This window comes from Brucella grignonensis (genome assembly GCF_002252505.1).
Taxonomy (GTDB): domain Bacteria; phylum Pseudomonadota; class Alphaproteobacteria; order Rhizobiales; family Rhizobiaceae; genus Brucella; species Brucella grignonensis.
Genome location: NZ_NNRL01000153.1, coordinates 79699 through 103876, shown reverse-complemented (window position 1 = coordinate 103876; position 24178 = coordinate 79699). Strand labels below are relative to the sequence as shown.

Sequence of the window (24178 nt, the reverse complement as noted above, 5' to 3'; positions counted from 1 at the left end):
ATAATCAGATTAAGGGCGGCCACATGTGGGCCGCCCTTTTTCTTGGGATGAATTTGCATCCCAACTCTCACACACCATATGAGCAATCATGATACCTTTATCTGTACTCGATCTTTCACCCGTCCCTGAAGGCAGTGATGCAGGACAGTCTCTGCACAACACGCTCGAATTGGCCCAGCAGGCCGAAAAATTGGGCTTTACGCGCTATTGGCTGGCCGAGCATCACAACATGCCCGGTATTGCCAGTGCGGCAACCTCGGTGGTTATCGGCCATGTGGCGGCGGGCACGTCCACAATTCGCGTTGGGGCAGGTGGAATCATGTTGCCCAACCATTCGCCATTGGTGATTGCCGAACAGTTCGGCACACTGGCGTCGCTGTTTCCGGGTCGTATCGATCTGGGCCTTGGCCGGGCGCCGGGCACCGATCAGCTGACCGCACACGCGCTTCGCCGCAATCTGGAAAGCAGCGCCAATGACTTTCCACGCGATGTCGTGGAGCTTCTCAATTATTTCAAGCCGGCCGATCCCGCCCAACGCGTTCAGGCCGTTCCGGGCGCGGGACTGAATGTTCCGGTCTGGATTCTCGGTTCAAGCCTGTTTGGCGCGCAATTGGCTGCGATGCTGGGACTGCCTTATGGCTTCGCCTCCCATTTTGCACCGGCTGACATGGAACGTGCTGTTGAACTCTATCGCGAACGATTTGAGCCGTCCGAATATCTGCAGAAGCCTTATGTGATGCTGGGACTCAACGTCATTGCAGCCGATACGGATGAAGAAGCGCATCATCTGTTCACGTCACAATTGCAGGCATTTGTGAACTTGCGCAGCGGCCGTCCGGGCAAGTTGCCAGCGCCCGTTGTCGGCTATCAGGAGCAGCTTGATCCTTCCGCACAGGCACTGGTTCGCCAGATGCTCTCATGTCGTGTCGTGGGTGGCCCTGAAACAGTCGACAAGGGCATTCGTGAATTTGCCGAACGTACCGGCGCTGACGAATTGATGGTGACGGGCATGATCTATGACCATCAGAAGCGCCTTCGCTCTTATGAAATCGTCAGCAACTCGATGGCGTGAGGATCGAACTCGCGATTGACTTCCGTCAAAAGCCAATCGCGAAAGGCCTTGACCGCAGGCGTGTTTGCACGCGCCTGCGGTGTTACAAAGTAATAGCTGCTCGGGCTTTTGACTGTGTGTTGATAGGCCACGACAAGCTGCCCACTTTCAATTTCGGCACTGATCAGAAACAGCGGCATCAGTGCAATCCCAAGACCTGCGACACATGCCTGAGAAACATTTGAGAACTGCTCAAAGCGCATTCCGCCCGCTACAGGCGCTGCAATATCGAGGCTTTTGAACCAGTGGTTCCATGCGCCAGGGCGTGACGCCATATTGAAAAGTGGCAGGCGCAACAAGTCGGTCGGCTCGGTGATCGCGTGCTGTTTCAGAAAAGCCGGGCTGCAAACAGGCGCAACCGTTTCCTCCATCAGAAATGTGCAATCGGCATTGGGCCAGTCTGGCTGGCCAATATGGATTGCCGCATCAAGGCCCTCGCGTTCAAAGTCGAACTGGCCGATACGCGTGGCAAAATTCAGAATAATATCCGGATATTGTGCGACAAAACGCGGGATTCTCGGGATCAGCCAGCGGGTGCCGAAGGTCGGAAGAAATGCGAGATTGAGCGTTGTCCCACGCATTTGCGACATGACCTGCAATGAGGCGGCACGAATGGAAGCAAGGGCAGGGCTTATTGCATGAAGATAGGCGCGTCCGGCATCAGTCAGCATGACATGGCGGCTGGTGCGGTCAAACAGGACAGCACCAAGCTGTTCTTCCAACAAAGCGATCTGACGACTGACAGCACCTTGCGTCAAAGACAGCTCTTCGGCTGCGCTCGAAAAGCTTTGGTAGCGCGCCACTGCATCAAAGGCAGCAAGCGCGCTTGTAGAGGGAAGCAGTCGTCTCGATAGTGAAATCATGATCTATTACTAAATGGAATAGATCAATGAGTAAACGTAAATTGCATGTGAGAGAGTGCTGCGCCATAGTCGCCACAACTGAATTTGAGGAGATTGTTCATGTCGCGTGCCGTATTTAACTGGGAAGATCCGTTTCTGCTTGATGAGCAATTGACCGAAGACGAGCGGATGATCCGCGACTCGGCGCAGGCTTTCGCGAGCGATGTTCTGCTGCCACGCATTGAAAAAGCCTATCTTGATGAGACGACTGATCCAGACCTGTTTCGCTTGATGGGGCAGGCTGGTCTTCTCGGTGTAACGCTTCCTGAAGAATACGGCGCTGCCAATGCCGGTTATGTGTCCTATGGTCTGGTGGCACGCGAAGTTGAGCGCATCGATTCCGGCTATCGTTCGATGATGAGCGTTCAGTCGTCGCTCGTCATGTATCCGATCTATGCTTATGGCTCTGATGAGCAGCGCAAGAAATATCTGCCGGGTCTGGTTTCCGGCGAATTGATCGGTTGCTTCGGTCTGACCGAACCTGACGCCGGTTCCGATCCTGCGGGCATGAAAACCCGAGCTGACAAAATCGATGGCGGCTATCGCATCAGCGGTTCCAAAATGTGGATATCCAATTCACCGATTGCCGACGTTTTCGTGGTCTGGGCCAAGTCGACGGCGCATGACGGCGCGATCCGTGGTTTTGTGCTCGAAAAGGGCATGAAGGGGCTTTCTGCACCCAAGATTGGCGGAAAGCTTTCGTTGCGTGCTTCGATCACCGGCGAAATCGTCATGGATGGCGTGGAAGTATCGGAAGATGCATTGTTGCCGAATGTATCGGGCCTCAAGGGTCCGTTCGGCTGTCTCAACCGTGCACGCTACGGCATTTCATGGGGCGTGCTGGGTGCGGCAGAGGATTGCTGGTTCCGCGCACGCCAGTATGGGCTTGATCGCAAACAGTTCGACAAGCCTTTGGCTGGCACACAGCTCTACCAGAAGAAGCTCGCCGATATGCAGACCGAAATCACGCTTGGCTTGCAAGCTTCTCTGCGCGTTGGCCGTCTGTTTGACGAAGGCAAGATGGCGCCCGAAATGATTTCTATCGTCAAGCGCAACAATTGCGGCAAGGCACTCGATATTGCACGTCAGGCTCGTGACATGCATGGCGGCAACGGCATTCAGATCGAATATCACGTTATGCGCCACGCGCAGAACCTTGAAACCGTCAATACCTATGAGGGCACGCATGACGTTCATGCGCTGATTCTCGGACGTGCGCAGACCGGCATTCAGGCCTTCTTCTGATCGCCGGAAAGGTTTTGAGAAATGCAGAATACACCGCTTGCGGGTCTTAAAGTCATTGAGCTGGCCCGCATTCTGGCAGGTCCATGGGTCGGACAGACACTGTCCGACCTGGGTGCCGACGTCGTCAAGGTCGAAAGCCCTGAAGGTGACGATACCCGCACATGGGGACCGCCCTTTATCGAGGTTGAAGGCGAAAAGTCAGCAGCCTATTTCCACGCCTGCAATCGTGGAAAGCAATCGATCATTGCCGATTTTCGCACCGTTGAGGGCAAGGAGCTTGTGCGCAAGCTCGTCGCTGATGCGGATGTGGTGATTGAGAATTTCAAGCTCGGTGGTCTTGATAAATACGGTCTCGACTATGAAAGCCTGAAGGCGATCAATCCACGGCTGATCTATTGTTCAATCACGGGTTTCGGCCACACCGGCCCTTATGCAGAACGTGCGGGTTATGATTTCATGATCCAGGGCATGGGCGGCATCATGGACCTGACTGGCGATCCGGACGGGCAACCGCAAAAGATTGGTGTGGCTTTCGCAGACATCTTCACCGGGCTTTACAGCGTCATCGCCATTCAGTCGGCTCTAATCATGCGTGGGCGCACGGGCAAGGGTCAGCATATCGACATGGCGCTGTTTGATTGCATGTCGGCGGTTCTTGCCAATCAGGCGATGAATTATCTGGCGTCGGGTGTTGCTCCCAAGCGGATGGGCAATGCGCATCCCAATATCGCGCCTTATCAGACGCTGCCTGTATCAGACGGTTATTTCATTATCGCCTGTGGCAATGACGGGCAGTTTGCAAAACTGACCGCTTTGCTGGGAATCGGCGAAATCGCGCGCGATTCCCGCTTTCTCACTAATGCATTGCGCGTTGCCAATCGCGATGCACTCACGGCTTTGCTGGAAGATCGTACGAAGCAGTGGTTACGGGATGATCTTCTGGCAGCGCTTGCCAAGGCAGGCGTGCCTGCCGGGCCGATCAACACGGTTGAAGATGTGTTTGCCGATCCGCAATTCATCGCGCGACAGATGAGAATCGATCCCGATGGTGTGCCGGGATTGCGTACGCCAATCCGATTCTCGGACGCCGAACTGAAACTCGATAGACGTTCGCCGAAACTGGGCGAGCATAGTGACGAAGTGTGATTGAACCTTTGAAACAATAAACCCCGCTTTGAGCGGGGTTTTTATTGGGTTAGTCGTCTGTCGCGACCATTACATCCGATGCCTTGACGACGGCATAAGCCGTCTTGCCAACCTTGAGGTCAAGTTCATCTACGGCTTCATTGGTGATGGACGAGGTAACAACGACGCCATTTCCAATATCAATGCGTATATGTGCCGTGGTTGCGCCTTTGGTGACATCGACGATTGTGCCTTTGAGGCGATTGCGTGCGCTGATTTTCATTGTGTCTTCCTGTCGTTGATTGGCGTCTGCATGATGCAATAAAGCATTTTAGCAGCGTGCATAACATCCCAAATTCGAGAAGCTATTCATTGCTGCAGCGCAAAAAATCAGATTTTCTCAGGAAGAGAATGGTGCGGTCGAGAAGACTCGAACTTCCACGGGTTGCCCCACAGCGACCTCAACGCTGCGCGTCTACCAATTCCGCCACGACCGCACGTGGTAGAAGCTGAACTTGTCAGCGAAAGGGCATTTAGCAAATCAATCTGGACTGCACAAGGCCATTCTTGCAGTTGAGCACAATTGAATGAAGTTATTTTATGTCGGGCTTAAATGTCTGATTTTAAAACGCAAAAAAGCCCTGCTTCATCTGGTGTTCAACCAGATCGCAGAGCTGTGTCTTAAAAGAAATCATAACTCTTGGGAGAGAATGGTGCGGTCGAGAAGACTCGAACTTCCACGGGTTGCCCCACAGCGACCTCAACGCTGCGCGTCTACCAATTCCGCCACGACCGCACTGTGTGGTAGAAGCTGAACTTGTCAGCGAGGAGGCATCTAGCAAATCGATCAGACAGGCACAAGCCCGATCTTGTGCTTCTGCCGATCTTTTTCAAAAAAGAGTGCCTAAAAGTCGTAATACTGCAATTTAAGGCACTTAAAACTTCAGTTTTCCTGGCTTCTTGGTGTCAAGATTGTGGCCATTCTGCGGCTTTCAACGTCGACCTATGCGGATTTACCATAGATCGTGGCGAATCTGCTGCGTCCATCAACCGCTTATGCCTTGCAGTCTTTTGATGTCTTCCAATCGCTTTACGGTTTCAGCGTAGCCAATATCGATTGCTTCTGATGCGCGGTGGAAGTCGGCCAGACCGATTTGTCCGACGGTCGGCATCAGTGAAACATCCGGCGGATCGCCAGCCATACGGGCACGTGAAATGCGGTCCTGAATGATGTTGAAGGCTTCCATCATGACACCGGTGATGCCGAGGCGACTTTCCTTCTCACCATGAATTGTTTCAGCAAAACCTTCCTGGCGCGATTGGGCATGTTTGATAACAGCCGCGCGGCCGAACTGGTCGTAATGGAGATTTACAGCCAGAACGAGGCGTTGTTCATAGGCACGGCATACCGAGACAGGAACCGGATTGACCAGCGCACCATCAACCAGTACGCGCTCCTGCCAGCGAACAGGTTCAAACACGCCGGGCAGGGCATAGGATGCCCGCATTGCTTCAACCAACGGGCCTGTAGAGAGCCAGATTTCATGGCCCGTGCGTAATTCGGTGCAAACCGCGACGAATGGACGATCCAAATCTTCAAGACGCAGACTGTCGAGATGCTCACGCATACGCCCGTCGAGCTTCATGCCACCGAACAAACCACTTCCACGAAATGTGATGTCGAGAAGATTGAACATGCGGCGCCGTGTCAGGCTGCGTGCGAATTCTTCGAGCTGGTCAAGTTTGCCCGCCAGATAACAACCACCGACCAGTGCACCGATCGATGTGCCGGCGATCATCTCAATTTCGATGCCCGCTTCATCAAGTGCGCGTAGAACGCCGATATGGGCCCAGCCGCGTGCGGCACCGCCGCCCAAGGCGAGCGCAATGCGACGTGGTTCATGCCGCACCTGCGGCAGATCGATGATTTCTTCTTCCGGCTTCAAGGGTTGCGTATTGGCTGCCTTGCGCCTTTGACCCCATGCGAGCATATCGACCAAGCACCTCTTTTTCGGGGGAGTGTATCAAAACACTGTATCGAAACAATAAATGCTGCAAATTGAAGGCGCGAGAGAAAATCGCGCCATCACATCGATTTGAGAGAGTTCACAGATCGTGAGAAAAGTTAGTGATTGTGGTCGCAGGAGCCATTCAGCGACAGGCTGATCTGACCATCCACAGATTGAACCTGTCGATAAAAACACGAGCGGCGACCTGTGTGGCAAGTGGGACCAGCACCAGCAACGCTGACTTTCAGCCAGAGCGCATCCTGATCGCAATCGGTACGCAGCTCGATCACGCTCTGCAGGTTGCCAGAGGTTTCGCCCTTTTTCCAAAGCGTATTGCGGGAGCGCGACCAATAATGCGCGATCCCGGTTTCAAGCGTCAGGCGCAACGCTTCCTCGTTCATATGGGCGACCATCAGCAACTCACCATCACGTGCATCGGTTACGACAGCAGTGATAAGACCTGATGCATCAAAGCGCGGCATGAAAACCGTGCCTTCTTCAATCGCCTTCTTGTCGGAGGGCTGGGCAGGAAAAATGCTCATTGTTGCGCCTGATTATATGTCTTACTTGCGAATAAGGCTCATGAAACGAACCTGTTCGTTCACGTCTTCCTTAAAAGTGCCGGTAAAGGTCGTCGTGATTGTGCTTGAGCCCTGTTTGCGAATGCCGCGCATCGCCATGCACATATGTTCTGCATCAATCATGACTGCGACACCGCGAGGTTTCAGAATACGCTGAATGCTTTCAGCGATCTGAGCGGTGATGCTTTCCTGTGTTTGCAGGCGACGGGCAAAAATATCGACGACGCGAGCAATCTTCGACAGACCGAGCACTTTGCCATCCGGTAAATAGGCAACATGTGCCTTGCCGATGATCGGCACCATATGATGCTCACAATGCGAGAAGAAGGAGATGTCCTTCACAAGCACCATATCATCATAGCCGGAGACTTCCTCAAAAGTGGTGCCAAGAACATCCTCGGGGCTTTCAGCATAACCGCCGAATAGCTCACTATAGGATTTGGCAACACGCTGTGGCGTGTCCAGAAGACCTTCACGGTCGGGATTATCTCCAGCCCAGCGAAGAAGTGTGCGCACAGCAGCTTCTGCTTCGGCCTGCGTTGGCTTTGGCAAATCTACGGGCAAATTGGATTCGTCATCGATTTTAAGGATGCGAGCGTCCATCAGTATTCTCCAGTAGTCTCCTTCGAGGAGGAGACGAGTTAAACGGACAATACAACGATGCGCCCAGCGGTTTGGCTTGCGAGCGTGCGATGTATTGATCCGGCAACACCAAGCTGCCGGACGGATATTCGTGCGGCTGCTCATTACCATGTGATAATCTGTCCATGGCGCAGTCACGACTTGCCTATTATATAGTCAGGAAAATGCAACTTCAAACCGTAACCGGGCGACAAATTTACGTTTTTATCCGGCTAGTGTGGTGGATTTGAAGTTCCTATCGATGGCAATGCATTCACGTATAGGGACTTCAAATCCGAAAACCACACTAGATTCAATACTATACTAGTATGGCTTAGAACCCGAAATTCGTTCAGACGGTCGCTTTACGGTTATACGAATTTCGGGTTCGCCATACTAGACGGAAGGTTTGTCCAAATGATCGACGATGTTTACAACAAACGTATCCTTGAATTTGCAGGGAATATCGAACGGATAGGGCGGCTTGCTAACCCTGATGCGGTCGCAACCGTTCACTCAAAATTGTGCGGCTCAACGGTTACGGTCTATCTGAAGATGGCTGATGGGGTAGTTACGGATTTCGCACATGAGGTAAAGGCTTGCGCATTGGGGCAGGCGTCGTCATCGGTTATGGCGCGAAATGTCATCGGCTGCTCGTCGGAAGAACTCAGAGCCGCTCGTGATGCGATGTATAAGATGCTGAAAGAAAATGGCCCTGCACCGGAAGGTCGCTTTGAGGATCTGAAATATTTCGAACCGGTGCGTGAATACAGGGCACGCCATGCATCGACGCTTTTGACTTTTGACGCAGTTGTTGATTGCATTCGCCAGATCGAAGAAAAGGTGCAGGCCGCCTGATATGTGCAGTTGCGGGAAAGATCATTCGGGTGAAGCAACAACAGTCAAGAAGCGCCATACCCGCAATTTTACTGATCCGTGGCGGAAAACACCTGGCAGGGTGCTCGGTACGAGCTTGATAAGGCTTTATCAGCTCACCCTTTCCTCATTCATCGGCAATTCCTGCCGCCATATGCCAACCTGTTCAGAATATACCTACGAATCTGTGGCTCGTTACGGATTGTGGAACGGTAGCTGGATGGGGCTGTTCCGGATCATGCGCTGTGGCCCCATGGGGACTCACGGTTTCGATCCTGTGCCCAAGGAATTATCAGGCTATTATCGCTGGTATTTGCCTTGGCGTTACTGGCGGGTGTCGTCACCCACAGGCTAACTATCTGTTTTTAAAAGATTGATACAAATCTGTTAATTTATCGTCCACTGATTAGAATTCGTTAATGATAAATCTGTTTTATCGGGAAAAGGAAATCAGGTCGGCCCGGCGTCTTTTTCGCGCCGTAATTCGGCTTCATTTGCATCGTGTTTTCTTTTCTTGTGAGCCAATATGCATAAATCGTTGTCCCGCACCTCCCAGCTGATTGCCGGTGTTGCGCTTGGTGCCAGTATCTTCTGCACAACCAACGCCATGGCGAATGTTTCGTGGGTGGTTTTTGATGCCGATAGCGGCATTGTTCTGGGACAAGACGGTGCAACCGAGCAACGTGCTCCTGCGTCATTGGCAAAGATGATGACGCTATACCTTACATTTGAAGCTCTCAAGACCGGTAAGCTGCATTGGGATGATGAAATGCCCATCTCCAAGAATGCAGCTGCAAAAGTTAGAATGAAGCTTTATCTCAAGGCGGGCGAGACGATTTCTGTCCGCGATGCAGTCAACGGCATGGTTATTGTTTCTGCAAATGATGCAGCCACCGTTGTCGGCGAATATCTGGGTGGTTCGGAATCAGGTTTTGGTCGTCTCATGACGCAAAGAGCTCGAAACCTTGGTATGAAAAGCACTTACTTCGCCAACCCATCGGGCTTGACCGCAAAGATGACCCAGCTGACGACCGCACGCGATATGGCTGTGCTTGGTATGTCGCTGCGTCGTGATTTTCCGCAGGAATATGCGCTGTTTTCCCAGCGTTCGTTTACCTATAAAGGCCGTCCGTTCAACGGCCATAACAACCTGATGTATCGCTATCAGGGCGTTGATGGGATCAAGACCGGCTATACCGATGTTTCGGGCTACAATCTCGTTTCATCCGCAATCATCAATGACAAGCATCTTGTGGGTGTCGTGCTTGGTGCCGGATCCTCGCGTGAGCGTGATGATCGCATGGCGAAGCTGCTGACCCGCTTCGGTACGGAAGGCGCGGGAACGGCTACGGAAGAAGTTGTCGCTGCCGCCGCTGCAATCCAGACGCCATTGCCGGTTATCTCGCCGCTTAAGCCTCAGAAGCCGAAGGTTGATGCTGTTGCCGACATGATCGATGATTCTAGAATCGAGCAGGGCGATGGTGGCTTTCTGGTGAAATCTGCAATGTCTGCCTGGCGTGTTCAGGTTGGTGTATCACCTTCGCGCAAAGGTGCGGATGAATTGCAGGCCAAGTACTTGCCTGTCGTGAGCCGTCTGGTTCCCGGCACGAAGGCTGAAATTTCGACAGCTCCGCGTGGCCGTAAGGTTTATCGTGTTCGTTTCACAGGCTTCAAAGATTCGGATGCAGCTGAGAAGACATGTACGAAGCTCAAGCAGCAGGGCGTTCCCTGTCTCGCAATCCGCAACTGAGTTCATTTAGAGCGTCGTACGCCCAAGGGGGCGCACAAAGGCCGCTCTAACAGTTTAAACATGCTGCATAATTTTACCGTAAATCGATTCTGATTTAAGGAATTATGCAGTAGTTTCCAGAACTCTGACAGGCGCCGTGATGCAGTTTGCCACGGCGCTTTTGCTTTACGGACTGGCCAAAAAAGACTAATAGCCAGTCTTCATTCAAAGTTGCAAAAAGCAACATATAGGCGGTTCTGCGAACTTAAGCAGGATCGCTTCGTGCGTAAACCACCCGCAATCGTTGGCGGGACTGGATAAGGAAAATATGATGTCGAATGTTTCCATGCAATTTCCCGATGGCTCGGTGCGCGAATATGATGCCGCCACAACCGGCGCCAAACTTGCAGAATCAATCTCCAAATCACTTGCTAAGAAAGCCGTGGCTTATGCCGTAGATGGCACCGTGCGCGATCTTTCCGATCCGCTTGGTGCTTCCGGCGCTATCGAAATTCTGACCCGAGAAGACCCACGCGCGCTGGAACTGATCCGTCACGACACGGCGCACGTTTTGGCTGAAGCCGTGCAGGAGCTTTTCCCGGGAACGCAGGTCACGATCGGCCCTGTCATCGAGAATGGTTTCTACTACGACTTTGCGCGTAATGAACCTTTCACGCCAGATGATCTGCCGGTGATCGAAAAGAAGATGCGCGAAATCATTCAGCGCAACAAGCCGTTTACCAAGCAGGTCTGGTCGCGCGAGAAGGCCAAGCAGGTTTTTGCCGATAAGGGCGAGAGCTACAAGGTTGAGCTCGTCGATGCGATCCCTGAAGGTCAGGATCTGAAGATCTATAATCAGGGCGAATGGTTCGATCTTTGCCGCGGTCCACATATGGCGTCCACAGGCCAGATCGGCAATTCCTTCAAGCTGATGAAGGTTGCAGGCGCTTACTGGCGCGGCGATGCCAACAATCCGATGCTCACACGCATCTACGGTACGGCATTTGCCAACGACAATGATCTCAACGCCTATCTTCATATGCTTGAAGAAGCTGAAAAACGCGATCATCGCCGTTTGGGCCGCGAAATGGATCTGTTCCATTTCCAGGAAGAAGGTCCGGGCGTTGTGTTCTGGCACGCCAAAGGCTGGCGCATGTTCCAGACGCTGGTGGCTTATATGCGTCGTCGTCTCGACAGCCACGGCTATCAAGAAGTGAACGCGCCGCAGGTGCTGGACAAGTCGCTTTGGGAGACTTCCGGTCACTGGGGCTGGTATCGCGACAACATGTTCAAGGTCACTGTTGCCGGTGACGATACCGATGATGATCGCGTGTTTGCATTGAAGCCGATGAACTGCCCGGGTCACGTCCAGATATTTAAGCATGGCCTTAAGTCTTACCGCGATCTGCCTATAAAGCTTGCAGAATTTGGCAATGTGCATCGCTACGAACCTTCGGGTGCGTTGCATGGTCTGATGCGTGTTCGCGGCTTCACACAAGACGACGCACATGTGTTCTGTACTGAAGAACAGATGGCTTCGGAATGCTTACGGATCAATGATCTTATTCTGTCGGTCTATAAGGACTTCGGCTTTAAAGAGATCACGATCAAACTTTCGACCCGCCCTGAAAAACGCGTCGGTTCGGATGAATTGTGGGATCGCGCTGAAAGCGTAATGATGACGGTTCTTGAGCAGATCAAGGAACAGTCAGATGACATCAAGACCGGTATTCTGCCGGGCGAAGGTGCGTTCTACGGTCCGAAGTTTGAATATACGCTGAAAGACGCTATCGGCCGTGAATGGCAATGCGGAACCACTCAGGTCGACTTCAACCTGCCTGAACGTTTCGGTGCATTCTACATCGACAGCAATTCGGAAAAGACCCAGCCGGTCATGATCCATCGCGCAATCTGTGGTTCGATGGAGCGTTTTCTTGGCATTCTGATCGAAAACTTTGCCGGTCACATGCCGCTCTGGTTTGCGCCTATTCAGGTGGTCGTTGCAACGATCACGTCGGAAGCTGACGGCTATGCAGCGGAAGTTGCAGCCAAGCTCAAGGCTGCTGGTTTGCAGGTTGTGACTGACGTTCGCAACGAGAAAATCAACTACAAGGTCCGCGAACATTCCTTGCAGAAGGTTCCGGTCATTCTCGTCTGCGGTATGCGTGAAGCTGAAGAAAAAACAGTCAACATGCGTCGTCTTGGTTCACGCGATCAGGAAGCCATGACGCTGGACGAAGCGATTGCTCGTCTCACAGAAGAGGCGACACCGCCAGATCTTTTGCGCCTGCGTAATGCATAAAAGAAAGGCCCGTGAAAGCGGGCCTTTCTTATTACGAAATCAGTTCAATCAATCTTGGGCAGCTGAGCCATCATTAGGCGCTTCGGATTCATGGTTTGCGACGACTTCCACTTCGCCATTTGCGCCAGATGTTACTTTGAAATCGCGCTGATAGATACGGTCTTTGTTTTTGGCGACCGCAACGTAATCGCCTTCAATCAGGACCATCGACGAGTAGGCACCGGCGCTTTCGCGAACAACATCGCCCGAAGCATTCAGGATTGACCAGGACGTGTCGGCGAGGGCCTCGCCGCCTCTTTCACGCACCAGCTTCAACACGACTTCGGCAGCGCGATGCTGTACGGTTGCTTCGGTTAGTTTGCCGGCTTCCACACGGATATCCGCACGGATAGTGGCGTTTGCAGTGCCGTAGTTGGACACAACGTGATAAGTGCCGCTATTCAATCGGATGATTGTATCGGGCTTCACATCCGGGACAATAAGTGAACGGTCGTTGTTATCTTCGTCGGCATAAATGGAGAAGCGAACGAGATCGCTTTTGATCTTACCTTCATCCGGCAGGACAGCGCTCAGCTTCATGCCGCCTGCATCGAGAGTCATGACCTCATGACGGCTGGCATTCGTAAGCGTAATGCGTTTGGTTGCGCCTGCTCGGCCATATGCAGCGTGTACCAGATAACTGCCTTCTGGCAGATTGAACACTGTACTGCCACCTTTTGACGAGGCAATGAGTGCCAACTGTCCATCCGGTCCAACCTCAGGCGCAAAGACGCGCCATACAAGGCCGGTCGAAATATCTGGGCCATCCTCGTTGAGGCGTGCTTTCAGATCCAGCTCGCTCGTTTTAACCAGGGGATTATTCTCGGGACTTGCCGGGCTTGCATATGGGCTGAGCGTTGGCAAATTGAGCTTTGGCTCCGGAAAGTTCGGAAGGCCAATTGTGCTGTTTGTCTCTACTGCTCCGGTGTTACCCGATGGAGCCTGCACAGCAGGTGCCGGTGCTGGTGGCTCCAGTTGGAAACCCGGCAGTTTAAACCAACTGTCGGAACCGCCTTGCCGACCACCACCATCACCTATTCCTCCACCCATGCCACCGCCGGGACCACCCGGTCCGCCTGGTCCGCTTGGTCCACCGGGGCCCTGCGCGAATGCGGAGGAAGCCATCAGGACAAGCGAAAGTGTCGCCACAAACGACTTGCTGCGCGATAATTTTGCACTGCTTGTTCGGAACAGACCCAGGATATCTGACATGATGATGTTTTGAACCCAAGCGGGTGGCGAATTCAAGGCCAAATCGACCGTTGTCATGGCAAATTTATCCATGCGAGCTATATAGCGTCAGAGATTTTTGGCTTTACACCTAGACAGTGCTGCGCGCGAAGAAGCCGCCTCCATTTGGCGTGTGGTCAATCCGATGTTATCAGATCGGCGATCCAAAGCTTTTTATTTGACGCATAATCTTATCGATCTTCGTTTCATTCCGGTCGGATTATGTTCTAAGTGAAGTCATATATACAGATTTCAGCGATAAGGGATTCTCGTGACACATCCAGTGTTTGATTTTCTGGCGCAGCGTAGCTCCACGCCAATTTCCGTCATTTCGGAACCAGCACCTGAGGGGGCTGAACTCGACGAATTGCTGAAAGTGGCTGCGCGCGTACCAGATCACGGACGCCTTACACCATGGCGCTTCATTCTTTATCGCGGAGATGTTCGTCACAAGGTTGGTGAGTATCTCGCCAAGCGGGCCGAAGAGCGTGAAGGCCCTTTGAACGATAGCCGTAAAGACCAGGAGAGGGCACGTTTTGCACGCGCTCCATTGGTCATTGGTATTGTTTCGTCGCCGGTTGCACATGAACGCATTCCGAAATGGGAGCAGTTTCTTTCGGCAGGTGCCGTGGCCATGAACCTTTGCATTGCAGCGAATGCGCTGGGTTATGCAACCAACTGGATCACCAATTGGTATTCCGATGACGCGCCAGCGCGCGCTCATCTGGGACTGGCCCCCAACGAACGGGTAGCTGGTTTCGTGCATATCGGGACAGCAGAAAACAAAATGCCTGAGCGTCCGAGAGCGGAAATGGACAAGATCGTTTCCGATTATAGTGGACCATGGTCATCTTAAGTTTTCGCTTTATGAATTAATTATAACTAGAGCATTTCCAGCAAAAGTGCGAAGCGGTTTTGCGTCGGATAATGCGAAAAAACAAAGAGATAGAGCATTTCCAATGATTCAAGAAAAACAGGAAATGCTCTGGTGGAAAATATGATGTTTTATGAACCGTCTACTGGTCATAATTTGCCTCACAATCCATTTAAGGCGATTGTCGCACCTCGTCCGATCGGCTGGATCGGGACTCGTTCGGCGGCGGGTGCCGTCAATCTAGCGCCATACTCGTTTTTCAATGCCATATGTGACACACCACCGATGGTGATGTTTTCGTCCTCGGGCGTGAAAGACAGCGTCACATTCATAGAGGAAACAGGTGAATTCACAGCCAGTCTGGTCAGTGATCACCTGAAAGAGAAAATGAATGCTTCTTCGGTCAACGCTCCGCGCAGTGTAAGCGAATTTGAGTATGCTGGCCTGACAGTTGCGCACGGTAAGCTCATCGCTGCGCCATACGTGAAGGAAGCCTATGCCGCCTTGGAATGTGTGGCGGTAGATATCAAGCGCTTGCAAGACAAAGAGGGCAGGCCGACGGACAATTATATGGTCATCGGCGAAGTCGTCGGCGTTCATATCGACGAAAGCGTTCTGACAGATGGGCTGTTTGACATAAGAAAAGCCAAGCCGGTTACCCGACTTGGCTATATGGATTATGCAACCACCGAAGAGGTCTATCAGATGTTCCGACCGAAGTGGGAAGACAAAGTTTGAATTTTGAGGGCTGCTTAGAGCCCTTTTTTCTTTGCCTCGACCCAGATTGCTTCCATGTCATCGAGCCGTGCTGCCTCAAGGCTACTGCCTGTTTCCTTCAATGACTTTTCGATGAAATCGAAGCGACGCTTGAATTTGTCATTGGCTGCAATGAGCGCTGTTTCGGCGTCAATTTCCAGATGTCGGCCAAGATTGACCATAGCGAAGAGCAGATCGCCATACTCCTCTGCAATATTGGCCTTGTCTTGCGCCGCCATCGCTTCTTTCAGTTCGGCTGTTTCTTCCGCGATCTTGTCCAATATGGGGGCTGCTTCTGACCAGTCGAAGCCGACCTTGGCTGCCTTTTGCTGAAGCTTCAAGGCGCGTAAAAGGGCAGGGAAGGCGTGTGGTATATCGTCAAGATAGCGTGTTTTATCAATGGTTTCCAAGCCGAGCTTGGCGCGGCGTTCCGCGCGTTCAGCTTTTTCCTCAGCCTTGATACGATTCCATGATCCTTTGGCCATCCCGGCGCTTCTGGCTTCGGCATCGCCAAACACATGCGGATGGCGGCGGATCATCTTGTGTGTGATGGCTTCGACAACATCACCGAAACCAAACTTGCCTTGTTCTTCAGCCATGCGGGAGTGAAACACCACCTGCAACAACAGATCGCCGAGTTCTTCACGAAAATCATCGGCATCATCGCGCTCAATTGCATCTAGGACCTCATAGACTTCCTCAAGTGTATATGGTGCGATTGACTTGGAAGTCTGTTCTACATCCCAAGGACAGCCCGTTTCGGGGTCGCGAAGAGCAACCATGATTTCGAGAAGACGGTCGATATTGCGGGAGGGTTCCATCTTCACTCCAGTAAAATTGATGTCGCATTCTTGAGGCAATTTGCGAGAATCGGAAGGGTTGGGTTGCAGTCTGCTGTGGTTTTTGCATAGTCAGCCAGCAAACGCTCTCGGGATCGCACATTGGGGCAGTATGTTCAACAAGCAGGTATTTAAAGCATGACGATTCTTGTAACTGGTGGCGCTGGATATATCGGTTCGCATACATGCGTACAGCTGATTGAAGCCGGTCATGACGTGGTGGTGGTCGATAATTTCGATAACAGCAATCCGGAAGCTCTTCATCGCGTGGAAAAGATCACTGGTCGCGCACCTATTCGCGAGCCGGGCGACATTCGCGATCGCACCCTGCTGGAACAGATTATCACGCGCCATAAATGCACGGCTGTCATTCATTTTGCCGGTTTGAAGGCGGTCGGTGAATCGAGTGAAAAGCCATTGCATTATTATGATTGCAACGTGCTTGGTACGTTGCGTTTGTTACAGGCAATGGAAGCTACAGGCGTTAAAACGCTTGTTTTCAGCTCGTCTGCGACTGTTTATGGCGACCCGGAAAAATTGCCGATTACCGAAGATCAGCCGCTTTCTGCGACCAATCCATACGGACGCACGAAGCTTGTTATCGAGGATATGCTGCGCGATCTTTATAACAGCGACAATAGCTGGAAGATCGCGATCCTGCGTTATTTCAACCCGGTTGGTGCGCATGAAAGTGGTCTTATCGGTGAAGATCCCAAGGGGATTCCAAACAATCTGATGCCGATCATTGCGCAGGTGGCAACCGGTCGTCGTGAAAAGCTCAACATCTGGGGCAATGATTACAACACGCCGGATGGTACAGGCGTGCGCGATTACATTCACGTTGTTGATCTTGCGGCAGGACACCTTAAAGCACTCAAAAAACTTGATGAACCGAAGTGCTTTTCTGTCAATCTGGGGACAGGGCAGGGCTATAGCGTTCTCGATGTGGTCAAAGCCTTCGAACACGTTTCAAATCGTGAAATTAAGTATGAGGTCGCTCCACGCCGTCCGGGCGATGTGGCCGAATGCTACGCTGACCCAGCTTTTGCGCGTGATTTTCTTGGCTGGACCGCCGAGAAGGATCTTCGCGAAATGTGTAAGGACATGTGGAACTGGCAGTCGAAAAATCCAAATGGATATGAAGTGGATTGAGGGCTGAAAAGCTCTTAATCGACGATTTTTCCCGGAAAAGTGATCCAATTGGCGGTTGGCTCTATTCCTTTAGTATTGTTCCGGTTTCTGATCGGATTATTACAGATTAGGGATCAAATATGCTCAGAATGCTCTCCGAGACGCCCTGGTGTTTTAGGAGAGCATTCGAGAATGCCATGCTGAAGGACTGACGAGAAATGCGTTTTCTGCCCGATAAATTCACCTGCATGTTGATTGCGACCATTCTGCTCGCGTCATTTTTTCCTGTGCAGGGTGATTTTGCTGAATGGTTCGGGATCGCAACCAAGATCGCCGTCGGGCTTCTGTTCTTCTTGCACGGTGCACGTTTGTCGCGTGAGGCAGTTATCGCAGGTGTGACCCACTGGCGATTGCATCTGGCAGTCCTTTGCGCAACATTCGTTCTGTTTCCGATTTTAGGACTGGCCGCGGGCTGGACTATTCCGGGGCTTGCGCAATCGCCGTTCTATCTCGGCATTCTTTACCTTTGCGTTCTGCCTTCCACCGTACAATCTTCAATTGCCTTCACCTCAATGGCTGGTGGCAATGTTTCTGCGGCTATCGTTTCTGCATCGGCATCGAACATCTTTGGTATGTTCCTGACACCATTGCTCGTCGGGTTGCTGTTTGCAGTCAAAGGCGGCGGCGGGATTTCTGTCGATGCGCTCGAATCCATTTTGCTTCAGTTGCTTGCACCGTTTGTTTTAGGGCAGATATTGCAACCATGGATTGGCAATTTCATGCGTCGTCACAGCAAAGCGCTTGGTTTTGTTGATCGAGGCTCGATCCTGATGGTGGTCTATCTCGCCTTCAGCGAGGCCATTGTCGAAGGACTGTGGCATACAGTTTCTTGGAACGATCTGGGCGTCATGATCGGTGTAAGTATCCTGCTTCTGGTGATCGTTATGCTGGCGACTTGGTATGGCAGCAAGTGGCTCGGCTTTAACCACGCTGACCGCATTACCATCATGTTCTGCGGCTCTAAGAAGAGCCTTGCCAGCGGTGCGCCGATGGCCAGTGTGATCTTTGCAGGCGCGAATGTGGGCAGCGTGGTGCTGCCGCTCATGCTGTTTCACCAGATCCAGCTGATGGCTTGTGCAGTCATTGCACGAAAGCTTGCTGACCATAAGCCTGCTTCAAGCACGGCTCCCGCAGCAGCCGAATAGAACTGGTTCTTGCTGTCATCTTGATATGAGGGTAGGAGGGCAGGCGAGTGGTTTCGCCTCGCCTTTTCTATCTATGGAAAAGACAGCCCTAACCCATATATTAGCTCTCTATAGGCCTTTTCAGTTCGCTGACGGCTCAACAAAAGGCAACGCAGATGTCCAAGCAGAACGGCAAGTCCAACAACACGGATTCTCTTGATCAAGAAGCGCTGGCTGAGGCTTATAATCATGCGCTTGCCTTGGAAAAGGCTGGCGATCTGGATGCTGCTGCTGAAGCCTATAGAGCAGTTCTCGAAATTGATCCCGATGACCACGGCGGTGCTGCTGTGCGTCTGGCGAGCATGGGGCGTGGAACGGTGCCGCCAAAAGCGCCTGACGCTTATGTTGCTACGCTTTTTGATCAGCATGCCGAGATGTTCGACACTATTCTTGTCGATCAGCTTGGTTACGATGTGCCGCTGCAATTGCGCGAAATGCTTCTGGAACTGGATGACGAGTTTCAGGCTGAGCGTATGCTGGATCTGGGCTGTGGTACGGGACTTTCAGCCGATGCACTGGATGATATGGCCGATCATAAGACAGGCGTCGACATATCGGAAAACATGATCGAAGTGGCCTATGAAAAGGGCGATTACGATGCGCTTTTTGTTGGCGAGGCAGTCCGTTTCCTGGAGACCACTGAGGAAGACAATTGGGACCTGATCGTCGCAACTGATGTACTGCCTTATATGGGCGAGCTGGACCGTTTTTTCTCGGGCGTTGCTGATCATCTGCAGGCCGGAGGCTATTTTGGCTTTTCCAGTGAAACACAGCCCGACGAGCGCTTCGCTGGGCGCGATTTCATGGTCGGTGATTTCCAGCGCTTTGCACATGCGCAATCCTATGTGCGTTCGCTGCTCTCAGTACACGGAATGGATTGCATACGCTGCACAGACATCACAGTTCGAAGCGAGCAAGGATCGCCGGTGCCGGGACATCTGTATATCGCTCAGCGACGCTAACGTTCGTCGTGAGTTCGCATACAGATTTCAATCTAATAGTTCCATAATCTATCTTATGTGATTGTGGTCTATGGCTAGGGTATGTTCTAGGTTGAAATGTGATTTTCCAGTGATAACAATGAGTTACTCCGTACTGAGAGCCCATTGTTAAAGCGAAAAATATGAAAATGCATCTAAGCAAAATTTGGGATTGGACCTATGCGGAGCATAGAAATCCCCCAAGAAAGTATTCGCATTTTGGCGCGAAATGGATTTATATCACATATGTGAAAGCGCACAAAATTCAATTCTTTAGCATATAATTGGGCGTTTATCGTTTCAAGGAGAGGATAGGTTCAATGGGTAAGATTTCAGCGGCACTGGTTGCCATGCTCATCATTGCTGGATGCACGACGACCGAGAAGGATGTCAGCATCGGAACCGTTGCCGGTGCCGCTATTGGAGGAATAGCCGGTGGTGGACGAGGAGCACTGATCGGTGCTGGCGCCGGTGCTATTGGTGGTTTGCTTGTTCGCAACTTACGCAACGGTAAATGTGAATATAGAGACCGCCACGGCAGAATTTATACGGCGCGTTGTCGGTAAAGAGATTGCAAGGCAGGGCTATCTAAAAGCCCTGCCCTGTTTCTCACTTGTTGTAAATATTACAAGATATTACGCGCGCTCATTCAGGCGGCTTGAACTGGCTTTTTGCCCTACATCGATACGATTTCCATCCGGGTCTTCAAAAACGAATGCCCGTAAGCCGTAGTCCTTGTCTTGCAGACCTTTTATGATCCTCATGCCGTGCCGTTTACAGATGGCGTGCATAGCATCGACGTCTTTCACCAGCATATGCGCAATGTTGAAATTAGCAGCTTTGTGGTTTTTTTGTAGTGAGAGGTGCAGTTCACCTTCTTCGCGTTTCAGGATCATGAAACCCACCGGATTTCCGTTTTCGAAGACTTTTTTAAAACCTAATGCACCGCAGTAAAATTGGCAGGCGACATCCATGTCTTTGACCGGAATCATAGCCGCAATTCGTCCGAAACCGACACTCTGATCAGCGATATCGTTCATCGCGTAACCTCTTCTGCTTGCGAAGACATAATCCCCAGCCAGACGGTGCTGCTGAAAGAAATGCGCTTCAGTGTTTTTTATGAGAAGGACGGTGCCAACAGCGTTAGATTTATCTTGAAATCATTGTGTTGTGAATAGTTTGAACCATGTTTCCGCCAAAGCATGGAATGCATTTTTCACGCGCCTCCTTTGATCGAAATCATTCCTTGGAACCGATTCCCACTGTAATTCCGGAATGCTGATCTAAGACCAAAGCATGCGTGTAATCGCAGTCAGCATGCGCTATTACCTGCATGCGCTGACTCTGGCTCCATGCTCACAGCAGTTGGGCGTAGTGGAGGGCGTTGTTTCCGGCTCTTAAGCCGGTCTGCAAGGAAGGTTGAATTACATGTTGGAAGCACGCATCAGGAACGCGTCTTTGCGTGACAAGATTATCACTGCGGAGCAAGCCGCAAGCCTGATCAAAGATGGCATGATTGTTGGCATGAGCGGATTTACGCGCGCAGGGGATGCCAAGGCTGTTCCACTGGCAATGGCGGCACGCGCCGCAAGCGATCCCTTTCAGATAACTTTGATTACCGGTGCTTCCCTCGGCCACGATGTCGACAAGCTGCTGACGGAAGCACATGTACTGGCACGCCGGATGCCATTTCAGGTGGATCGTACATTGCGTGCAGCGATCAATCGCGGCGAAGTCATGTTTATCGATCAACACTTGTCAGAGACTGTTGAACAGCTGCGATCCAATCAGATTGGCCCTATCGATTACGCTGTCGTCGAGGCGCTTGCTATCACCGAAAATGGCGGGATCATTCCCACGACATCCATCGGTAATTCCGCCAGTTTTGCGATTCTTGCCGAGAAAGTCATTGTTGAGGTCAACCTGAATCAGCCATTGGCTCTTGAAGGATTGCACGACATCTATATACCGACGAAGCGCCCTTCCCGCGACCCAATTCCGGTCACAGCCTGTGACAGCCGGGTTGGTCTTCCATATATTCCCATTCCGCCGGAGAAGATTGCCGGCATCGTCATTACGCAGGAAAATGATAGCGCTTCAACCGTAGAGCCTGCAGATGGTGAGACGATTGCGATTGCTTCACACCTCATCCAGTTTCTTTTGAATGAAGTGGAGGCGGGTCGTCTCGATCTGACGCTCAATCCTTTGCAGGCCGGTATCGGCACAATCGCGAACGCGGTTCTCAATGGCTTTGCTGAAAGCCCGTTCCATAATCTGCGTATGTATAGTGAAGTGCTCCAGGACAGCACCTTTGATCTGTTTGATGCAGGTAAACTCGATTATGCGTCAGGTTCTTCGATTACATTGAGCCCTGCGTGTGGTGAACGCGTCTTCAACAACATTGATCGCTATCGCGATAAACTGATCCTGCGTCCGCAAGAGATCAGCAATCATCCCGAGGTTATCCGTCGTCTTGGCATTATCGGTATCAACACCGCGCTTGAGTTCGATATTTACGGAAACGTCAATTCGACTCATGTGGATGGCACGCACATGATGAATGGTATTGGTGGTTCAGGCGATTTTGCGCGTAATGCTTATATTTCGATCTTCGTCAGTAAGTCCGAAGCCAAAAATGGTGCGATATCGTCGATCGTTCCGATGGTGACACATGTGGATCATACAGAACACGATGTGGATATTCTCGTGACCGAACAAGGTCTGGCAGATCTTCGTGGCCTTGCGCCCCGTGAACGGGCAAAGCTGATTATCAACAACTGCGCTCATCCGGATTATCGCGATCAGCTGAATGATTATTTTGAGCGTGCATGCAGCCGAGGTGGGCACACCCCTCACCTTCTGGAAGAAGCATTCAGCTGGCATAGCCGACGTCAACAAACAGGCTCAATGTTAAAATAACGAATAATTCCAGACAGGAAATACGGTAAACGGCGGCGAAAGTCGCCGTTTTGCTTTGCTAGGTGTTGGAACCATACTCTCATTGGAACGTTAACCGGTACATCATTTTCAAACGGAAAATGGTTGAGATCAGGGATGTGCGGGGGCAGAAATACTCCTCGCTTCCCATGATTTCTCAAGTTTAATTCGGTGCTGTGAAGGAACCACCACCGAATGCTTATAGAAAAGCCGTTCCTAGAAGGGGCCGACAGCCTATGTCCATCCTCATCAGTCTTCTGATAACAATTCTGGTTATCTTTCTCGTTCTTTATCTCATCAACATGCTGCCACTTGATGGGAAAGTAAAACAGATCGCTCAGGTGATCGTCATCATCATCGGTATCATATCGCTCCTGAAATATCTGGCAGTCTTCTAACGCGGTTCCAGTTAAGATTGAATCGTTGGAACAGATCTAATTATTTGCTTTCACGCATTTACCTCACGCAAAAACGTTTCACTCTTTTGGCTCAAATGCTCTGGTCACCGTGAGATATATTTTTTGAACATTGAGGGACGCTCCAAAGGCGTCCTTCTGTTGTGTAAGCATTGTTGCGATCTAATATTGTAAATTAGTAAAATGTTAAAAATTACAATTGCTGTTATTTCTTTTAAAGATAGTTGTCGTTCAGCTAATCTATGGGTAATATATTCGCGTCACTCTACTTTAGATTGTGTCAATAATAGCACGCATATATAAAAAATTGCATCCGTGCGGGGGCGCTTCTATCTTCGCCAAAGCATTCCTCTTATAAGGCCCACAAAGATCAGGTCTGTTCATAGAGGGTTCAGAGACAGGCAGCTAAAACATCTTTGTCGGGGGTGGGGAGTTCGGTATGAAGGCGGCTTTATGGAAGGCAACGTTGATAACGTTGTCTGTGGTCCTGTTTTCAGTTGGGACCAGCCTGATCATTGGATTCATCTCTGGTGGCATGCCGGGGATTATAGCTCTTAGTCTAAGCATCGTAATCCCGACTATAACGGCCTTCCCTTCGCTTCTTTATATCTTTGTGCAACATAGCAAACTCAGCGATGCCTATGCGCAACTCGAAAAAGCCCATATCGAGTTACAGGCGCGATCTCGTGTCGATCACATGACTGGATTACTGAACCGCGAAGCGCTGTTCGATGCTATGAAAATCAGCCGCTCGCGTATTGAAAGCGGGACACTTCTCGTCATCGATGCCGACCATTTCAAGGCGATAAATGATACGTTCGGTCATAGTGTTGGCGACCGTGCGCTTAAGCTGATTGCCTTTGCACTTCAGAATGTTACCCGTAAAGGTGATCTCGTCGGACGTATCGGCGGCGAAGAGTTCTGCGTTTTTCTTCCGGGCGCAACTGGCGAAACCGGCATGCGGGTTGCACAACGAATTCGCTCAGAAGTAGAAAATACACCGTTCCACGCCACGGAGTATCAGATTTATCCGTTGACCATCAGTATCGGTGTGGCGTCTGCACCAAAGAACGAAACCAACTCTCAAGTGTTAAGCCGGGCTGATCGTTGTCTTTATATGGCCAAACAGCGCGGTCGAAATTGCGTTGTGTTCGATGAGGAAAGCGGACGCATCACTAGTGCTTCCGTTGTTTCAATCACCAATGGTCGTGAAGTCGCACGTGGATAGTAG

Annotated in this window: 24 protein-coding genes and 2 tRNA genes; 16 read left to right on the top strand and 10 right to left on the bottom strand. The window is 51.4% G+C overall.

Annotated elements, in window-relative coordinates:
• Nucleotides 1-88 precede the first annotated feature (88 nt).
• Entirely contained in the window at nucleotides 89-1072 is a 984-nt protein-coding gene (locus CEV33_RS06280; protein ID WP_094539629.1) for an LLM class flavin-dependent oxidoreductase, read from the top strand.
• Here CEV33_RS06280 and CEV33_RS06275 read toward each other — a convergent pair.
• On the bottom strand, nucleotides 1042-1974 hold the full coding sequence (locus CEV33_RS06275) for a LysR family transcriptional regulator (protein ID WP_094539628.1): 933 nt from the start codon (nucleotides 1972-1974) through the stop codon (nucleotides 1042-1044). The genes CEV33_RS06280 and CEV33_RS06275 overlap by 31 nt on opposite strands.
• A gap of 99 nt (nucleotides 1975-2073) precedes the next feature.
• Between CEV33_RS06275 and CEV33_RS06270 the strand changes: the two genes are divergently transcribed.
• Nucleotides 2074-3258: an acyl-CoA dehydrogenase gene (locus CEV33_RS06270; protein WP_094539627.1), complete on the top strand. Its 1185-nt coding sequence runs from the start codon at nucleotides 2074-2076 to the stop codon at nucleotides 3256-3258.
• 21 nt (nucleotides 3259-3279) lie between these two features.
• Nucleotides 3280-4404 carry a CaiB/BaiF CoA transferase family protein gene (locus tag CEV33_RS06265; RefSeq protein WP_094539626.1) on the top strand — a complete coding sequence of 375 codons (1125 nt, stop codon included), beginning with the start codon at nucleotides 3280-3282 and terminating at the stop codon, nucleotides 4402-4404.
• A gap of 49 nt (nucleotides 4405-4453) precedes the next feature.
• Here CEV33_RS06265 and CEV33_RS06260 read toward each other — a convergent pair whose 3' ends face one another.
• The 6 genes from CEV33_RS06260 to folE form a co-directional block, all read right to left on the bottom strand.
• Complete coding sequence (locus CEV33_RS06260) at nucleotides 4454-4666, bottom strand: TOBE domain-containing protein (protein ID WP_064320641.1); 213 nt, start codon at nucleotides 4664-4666, stop codon at nucleotides 4454-4456.
• Nucleotides 4667-4795: 129 nt separating this feature from the next.
• Nucleotides 4796-4880: transfer RNA gene (locus CEV33_RS06255), tRNA-Leu, on the bottom strand.
• A 214-nt stretch (nucleotides 4881-5094) separates the two neighbouring features.
• A tRNA-Leu gene (locus tag CEV33_RS06250) sits at nucleotides 5095-5179 on the bottom strand.
• Nucleotides 5180-5429: 250 nt separating this feature from the next.
• Nucleotides 5430-6374, bottom strand: coding sequence for a patatin-like phospholipase family protein (locus CEV33_RS06245; protein WP_094539698.1), 945 nt, complete (start codon nucleotides 6372-6374; stop codon nucleotides 5430-5432).
• Nucleotides 6375-6508: 134 nt separating this feature from the next.
• Nucleotides 6509-6934 (bottom strand): phosphoribosyl-AMP cyclohydrolase, encoded by a 426-nt coding sequence (hisI, locus tag CEV33_RS06240; protein ID WP_094539625.1) that lies wholly within the window; start codon nucleotides 6932-6934, stop codon nucleotides 6509-6511.
• A gap of 21 nt (nucleotides 6935-6955) precedes the next feature.
• The gene (folE, locus tag CEV33_RS06235; protein ID WP_094539624.1) at nucleotides 6956-7576 is read right to left on the bottom strand and encodes a GTP cyclohydrolase I FolE; all 621 of its coding nucleotides are present in this window, start codon (nucleotides 7574-7576) and stop codon (nucleotides 6956-6958) included.
• A 435-nt stretch (nucleotides 7577-8011) separates the two neighbouring features.
• Between folE and CEV33_RS06230 the strand changes: the two genes are divergently transcribed.
• From CEV33_RS06230 to thrS, 4 genes are all read left to right on the top strand, one after another.
• Nucleotides 8012-8452 carry an iron-sulfur cluster assembly scaffold protein gene (locus CEV33_RS06230; protein ID WP_094539623.1) on the top strand — a complete coding sequence of 147 codons (441 nt, stop codon included), beginning with the start codon at nucleotides 8012-8014 and terminating at the stop codon, nucleotides 8450-8452.
• Between the two features lies 1 nt (nucleotide 8453).
• Nucleotides 8454-8825, top strand: coding sequence for a membrane protein insertion efficiency factor YidD (yidD, locus tag CEV33_RS06225; RefSeq protein ID WP_094539622.1), 372 nt, complete (start codon nucleotides 8454-8456; stop codon nucleotides 8823-8825).
• A gap of 171 nt (nucleotides 8826-8996) precedes the next feature.
• A complete protein-coding gene (locus CEV33_RS06220; protein ID WP_094539621.1) occupies nucleotides 8997-10220 on the top strand; it encodes a D-alanyl-D-alanine carboxypeptidase in 1224 nt (407 codons plus the stop codon).
• A 307-nt stretch (nucleotides 10221-10527) separates the two neighbouring features.
• Nucleotides 10528-12501: a threonine--tRNA ligase gene (gene thrS / locus CEV33_RS06215; RefSeq protein WP_094539620.1), complete on the top strand. Its 1974-nt coding sequence runs from the start codon at nucleotides 10528-10530 to the stop codon at nucleotides 12499-12501.
• 48 nt (nucleotides 12502-12549) lie between these two features.
• Here thrS and CEV33_RS06210 read toward each other — a convergent pair whose 3' ends face one another.
• A complete protein-coding gene (locus CEV33_RS06210; protein WP_328588548.1) occupies nucleotides 12550-13809 on the bottom strand; it encodes a hypothetical protein in 1260 nt (419 codons plus the stop codon).
• A gap of 232 nt (nucleotides 13810-14041) precedes the next feature.
• Between CEV33_RS06210 and CEV33_RS06205 the strand changes: the two genes are divergently transcribed.
• Nucleotides 14042-14626, top strand: coding sequence for a nitroreductase family protein (locus CEV33_RS06205; RefSeq protein WP_094539619.1), 585 nt, complete (start codon nucleotides 14042-14044; stop codon nucleotides 14624-14626).
• Between the two features lie 144 nt (nucleotides 14627-14770).
• Nucleotides 14771-15382, top strand: coding sequence for a flavin reductase family protein (locus CEV33_RS06200; RefSeq protein ID WP_094539618.1), 612 nt, complete (start codon nucleotides 14771-14773; stop codon nucleotides 15380-15382).
• A gap of 14 nt (nucleotides 15383-15396) precedes the next feature.
• On the opposite strand, the gene mazG is transcribed toward CEV33_RS06200, so the two are convergent.
• Nucleotides 15397-16221, bottom strand: a complete 825-nt coding sequence (gene mazG / locus CEV33_RS06195) for a nucleoside triphosphate pyrophosphohydrolase (RefSeq protein WP_094539617.1) — start codon at nucleotides 16219-16221, stop codon at nucleotides 15397-15399.
• Between the two features lie 156 nt (nucleotides 16222-16377).
• Between mazG and galE the strand changes: the two genes are divergently transcribed.
• From galE to CEV33_RS06175, 4 genes are all read left to right on the top strand, one after another.
• Nucleotides 16378-17391 (top strand): UDP-glucose 4-epimerase GalE, encoded by a 1014-nt coding sequence (gene galE / locus CEV33_RS06190; protein WP_094539616.1) that lies wholly within the window; start codon nucleotides 16378-16380, stop codon nucleotides 17389-17391.
• Nucleotides 17392-17588: 197 nt separating this feature from the next.
• On the top strand, nucleotides 17589-18575 hold the full coding sequence (locus tag CEV33_RS06185; protein WP_094539615.1) for a bile acid:sodium symporter family protein: 987 nt from the start codon (nucleotides 17589-17591) through the stop codon (nucleotides 18573-18575).
• 155 nt (nucleotides 18576-18730) lie between these two features.
• Nucleotides 18731-19576 (top strand): class I SAM-dependent DNA methyltransferase, encoded by an 846-nt coding sequence (locus CEV33_RS06180; RefSeq protein ID WP_094539614.1) that lies wholly within the window; start codon nucleotides 18731-18733, stop codon nucleotides 19574-19576.
• A 338-nt stretch (nucleotides 19577-19914) separates the two neighbouring features.
• Entirely contained in the window at nucleotides 19915-20160 is a 246-nt protein-coding gene (locus CEV33_RS06175; protein ID WP_094539613.1) for a YMGG-like glycine zipper-containing protein, read from the top strand.
• Nucleotides 20161-20229: 69 nt separating this feature from the next.
• Here CEV33_RS06175 and CEV33_RS06170 read toward each other — a convergent pair whose 3' ends face one another.
• On the bottom strand, nucleotides 20230-20634 hold the full coding sequence (locus CEV33_RS06170; protein ID WP_094539612.1) for a glyoxalase superfamily protein: 405 nt from the start codon (nucleotides 20632-20634) through the stop codon (nucleotides 20230-20232).
• A 388-nt stretch (nucleotides 20635-21022) separates the two neighbouring features.
• Here CEV33_RS06170 and CEV33_RS06165 point away from each other — a divergent pair, with 388 nt between their 5' ends.
• The 3 genes from CEV33_RS06165 (at nucleotide 21023) to CEV33_RS06155 (ending at nucleotide 24175) form a co-directional block, all read left to right on the top strand.
• Nucleotides 21023-22513, top strand: coding sequence for an acetyl-CoA hydrolase/transferase family protein (locus CEV33_RS06165; RefSeq protein ID WP_094539611.1), 1491 nt, complete (start codon nucleotides 21023-21025; stop codon nucleotides 22511-22513).
• A gap of 254 nt (nucleotides 22514-22767) precedes the next feature.
• Nucleotides 22768-22929, top strand: coding sequence for a Thivi_2564 family membrane protein (locus CEV33_RS06160; protein WP_094539610.1), 162 nt, complete (start codon nucleotides 22768-22770; stop codon nucleotides 22927-22929).
• A 457-nt stretch (nucleotides 22930-23386) separates the two neighbouring features.
• On the top strand, nucleotides 23387-24175 hold the full coding sequence (locus CEV33_RS06155) for a GGDEF domain-containing protein (RefSeq protein WP_094539609.1): 789 nt from the start codon (nucleotides 23387-23389) through the stop codon (nucleotides 24173-24175).
• Nucleotides 24176-24178: the final 3 nt, after the last annotated feature.

What these genes read in the sequence shown, in the direction of transcription:
- CEV33_RS06160 (WP_094539610.1), top strand. Translation starts at nt 22,768, where the DNA reads ATGTCCATCCTCATCAGTCTTCTGATAACAATTCTGGTTATCTTTCTC.
- CEV33_RS06175 (WP_094539613.1), top strand. Translation starts at nt 19,915, where the DNA reads ATGGGTAAGATTTCAGCGGCACTGGTTGCCATGCTCATCATTGCTGGA.
- CEV33_RS06270 (WP_094539627.1), top strand. Translation starts at nt 2,074, where the DNA reads ATGTCGCGTGCCGTATTTAACTGGGAAGATCCGTTTCTGCTTGATGAG.
- folE (WP_094539624.1), bottom strand. Translation starts at nt 7,576, where the DNA reads ATGGACGCTCGCATCCTTAAAATCGATGACGAATCCAATTTGCCCGTA.
- CEV33_RS06210 (WP_328588548.1), bottom strand. Translation starts at nt 13,809, where the DNA reads ATGACAACGGTCGATTTGGCCTTGAATTCGCCACCCGCTTGGGTTCAA.
- CEV33_RS06180 (WP_094539614.1), top strand. Translation starts at nt 18,731, where the DNA reads ATGTCCAAGCAGAACGGCAAGTCCAACAACACGGATTCTCTTGATCAA.
- CEV33_RS06170 (WP_094539612.1), bottom strand. Translation starts at nt 20,634, where the DNA reads ATGAACGATATCGCTGATCAGAGTGTCGGTTTCGGACGAATTGCGGCT.
- CEV33_RS06185 (WP_094539615.1), top strand. Translation starts at nt 17,589, where the DNA reads ATGCGTTTTCTGCCCGATAAATTCACCTGCATGTTGATTGCGACCATT.
- CEV33_RS06280 (WP_094539629.1), top strand. Translation starts at nt 89, where the DNA reads ATGATACCTTTATCTGTACTCGATCTTTCACCCGTCCCTGAAGGCAGT.
- CEV33_RS06260 (WP_064320641.1), bottom strand. Translation starts at nt 4,666, where the DNA reads ATGAAAATCAGCGCACGCAATCGCCTCAAAGGCACAATCGTCGATGTC.
- hisI (WP_094539625.1), bottom strand. Translation starts at nt 6,934, where the DNA reads ATGAGCATTTTTCCTGCCCAGCCCTCCGACAAGAAGGCGATTGAAGAA.
- galE (WP_094539616.1), top strand. Translation starts at nt 16,378, where the DNA reads ATGACGATTCTTGTAACTGGTGGCGCTGGATATATCGGTTCGCATACA.
- CEV33_RS06155 (WP_094539609.1), top strand. Translation starts at nt 23,387, where the DNA reads ATGAAGGCGGCTTTATGGAAGGCAACGTTGATAACGTTGTCTGTGGTC.
- CEV33_RS06265 (WP_094539626.1), top strand. Translation starts at nt 3,280, where the DNA reads ATGCAGAATACACCGCTTGCGGGTCTTAAAGTCATTGAGCTGGCCCGC.
- yidD (WP_094539622.1), top strand. Translation starts at nt 8,454, where the DNA reads ATGTGCAGTTGCGGGAAAGATCATTCGGGTGAAGCAACAACAGTCAAG.
- CEV33_RS06275 (WP_094539628.1), bottom strand. Translation starts at nt 1,974, where the DNA reads ATGATTTCACTATCGAGACGACTGCTTCCCTCTACAAGCGCGCTTGCT.
- CEV33_RS06245 (WP_094539698.1), bottom strand. Translation starts at nt 6,374, where the DNA reads ATGCTCGCATGGGGTCAAAGGCGCAAGGCAGCCAATACGCAACCCTTG.
- CEV33_RS06220 (WP_094539621.1), top strand. Translation starts at nt 8,997, where the DNA reads ATGCATAAATCGTTGTCCCGCACCTCCCAGCTGATTGCCGGTGTTGCG.
- CEV33_RS06230 (WP_094539623.1), top strand. Translation starts at nt 8,012, where the DNA reads ATGATCGACGATGTTTACAACAAACGTATCCTTGAATTTGCAGGGAAT.
- mazG (WP_094539617.1), bottom strand. Translation starts at nt 16,221, where the DNA reads ATGGAACCCTCCCGCAATATCGACCGTCTTCTCGAAATCATGGTTGCT.
- CEV33_RS06165 (WP_094539611.1), top strand. Translation starts at nt 21,023, where the DNA reads ATGTTGGAAGCACGCATCAGGAACGCGTCTTTGCGTGACAAGATTATC.
- CEV33_RS06200 (WP_094539618.1), top strand. Translation starts at nt 14,771, where the DNA reads ATGTTTTATGAACCGTCTACTGGTCATAATTTGCCTCACAATCCATTT.
- thrS (WP_094539620.1), top strand. Translation starts at nt 10,528, where the DNA reads ATGATGTCGAATGTTTCCATGCAATTTCCCGATGGCTCGGTGCGCGAA.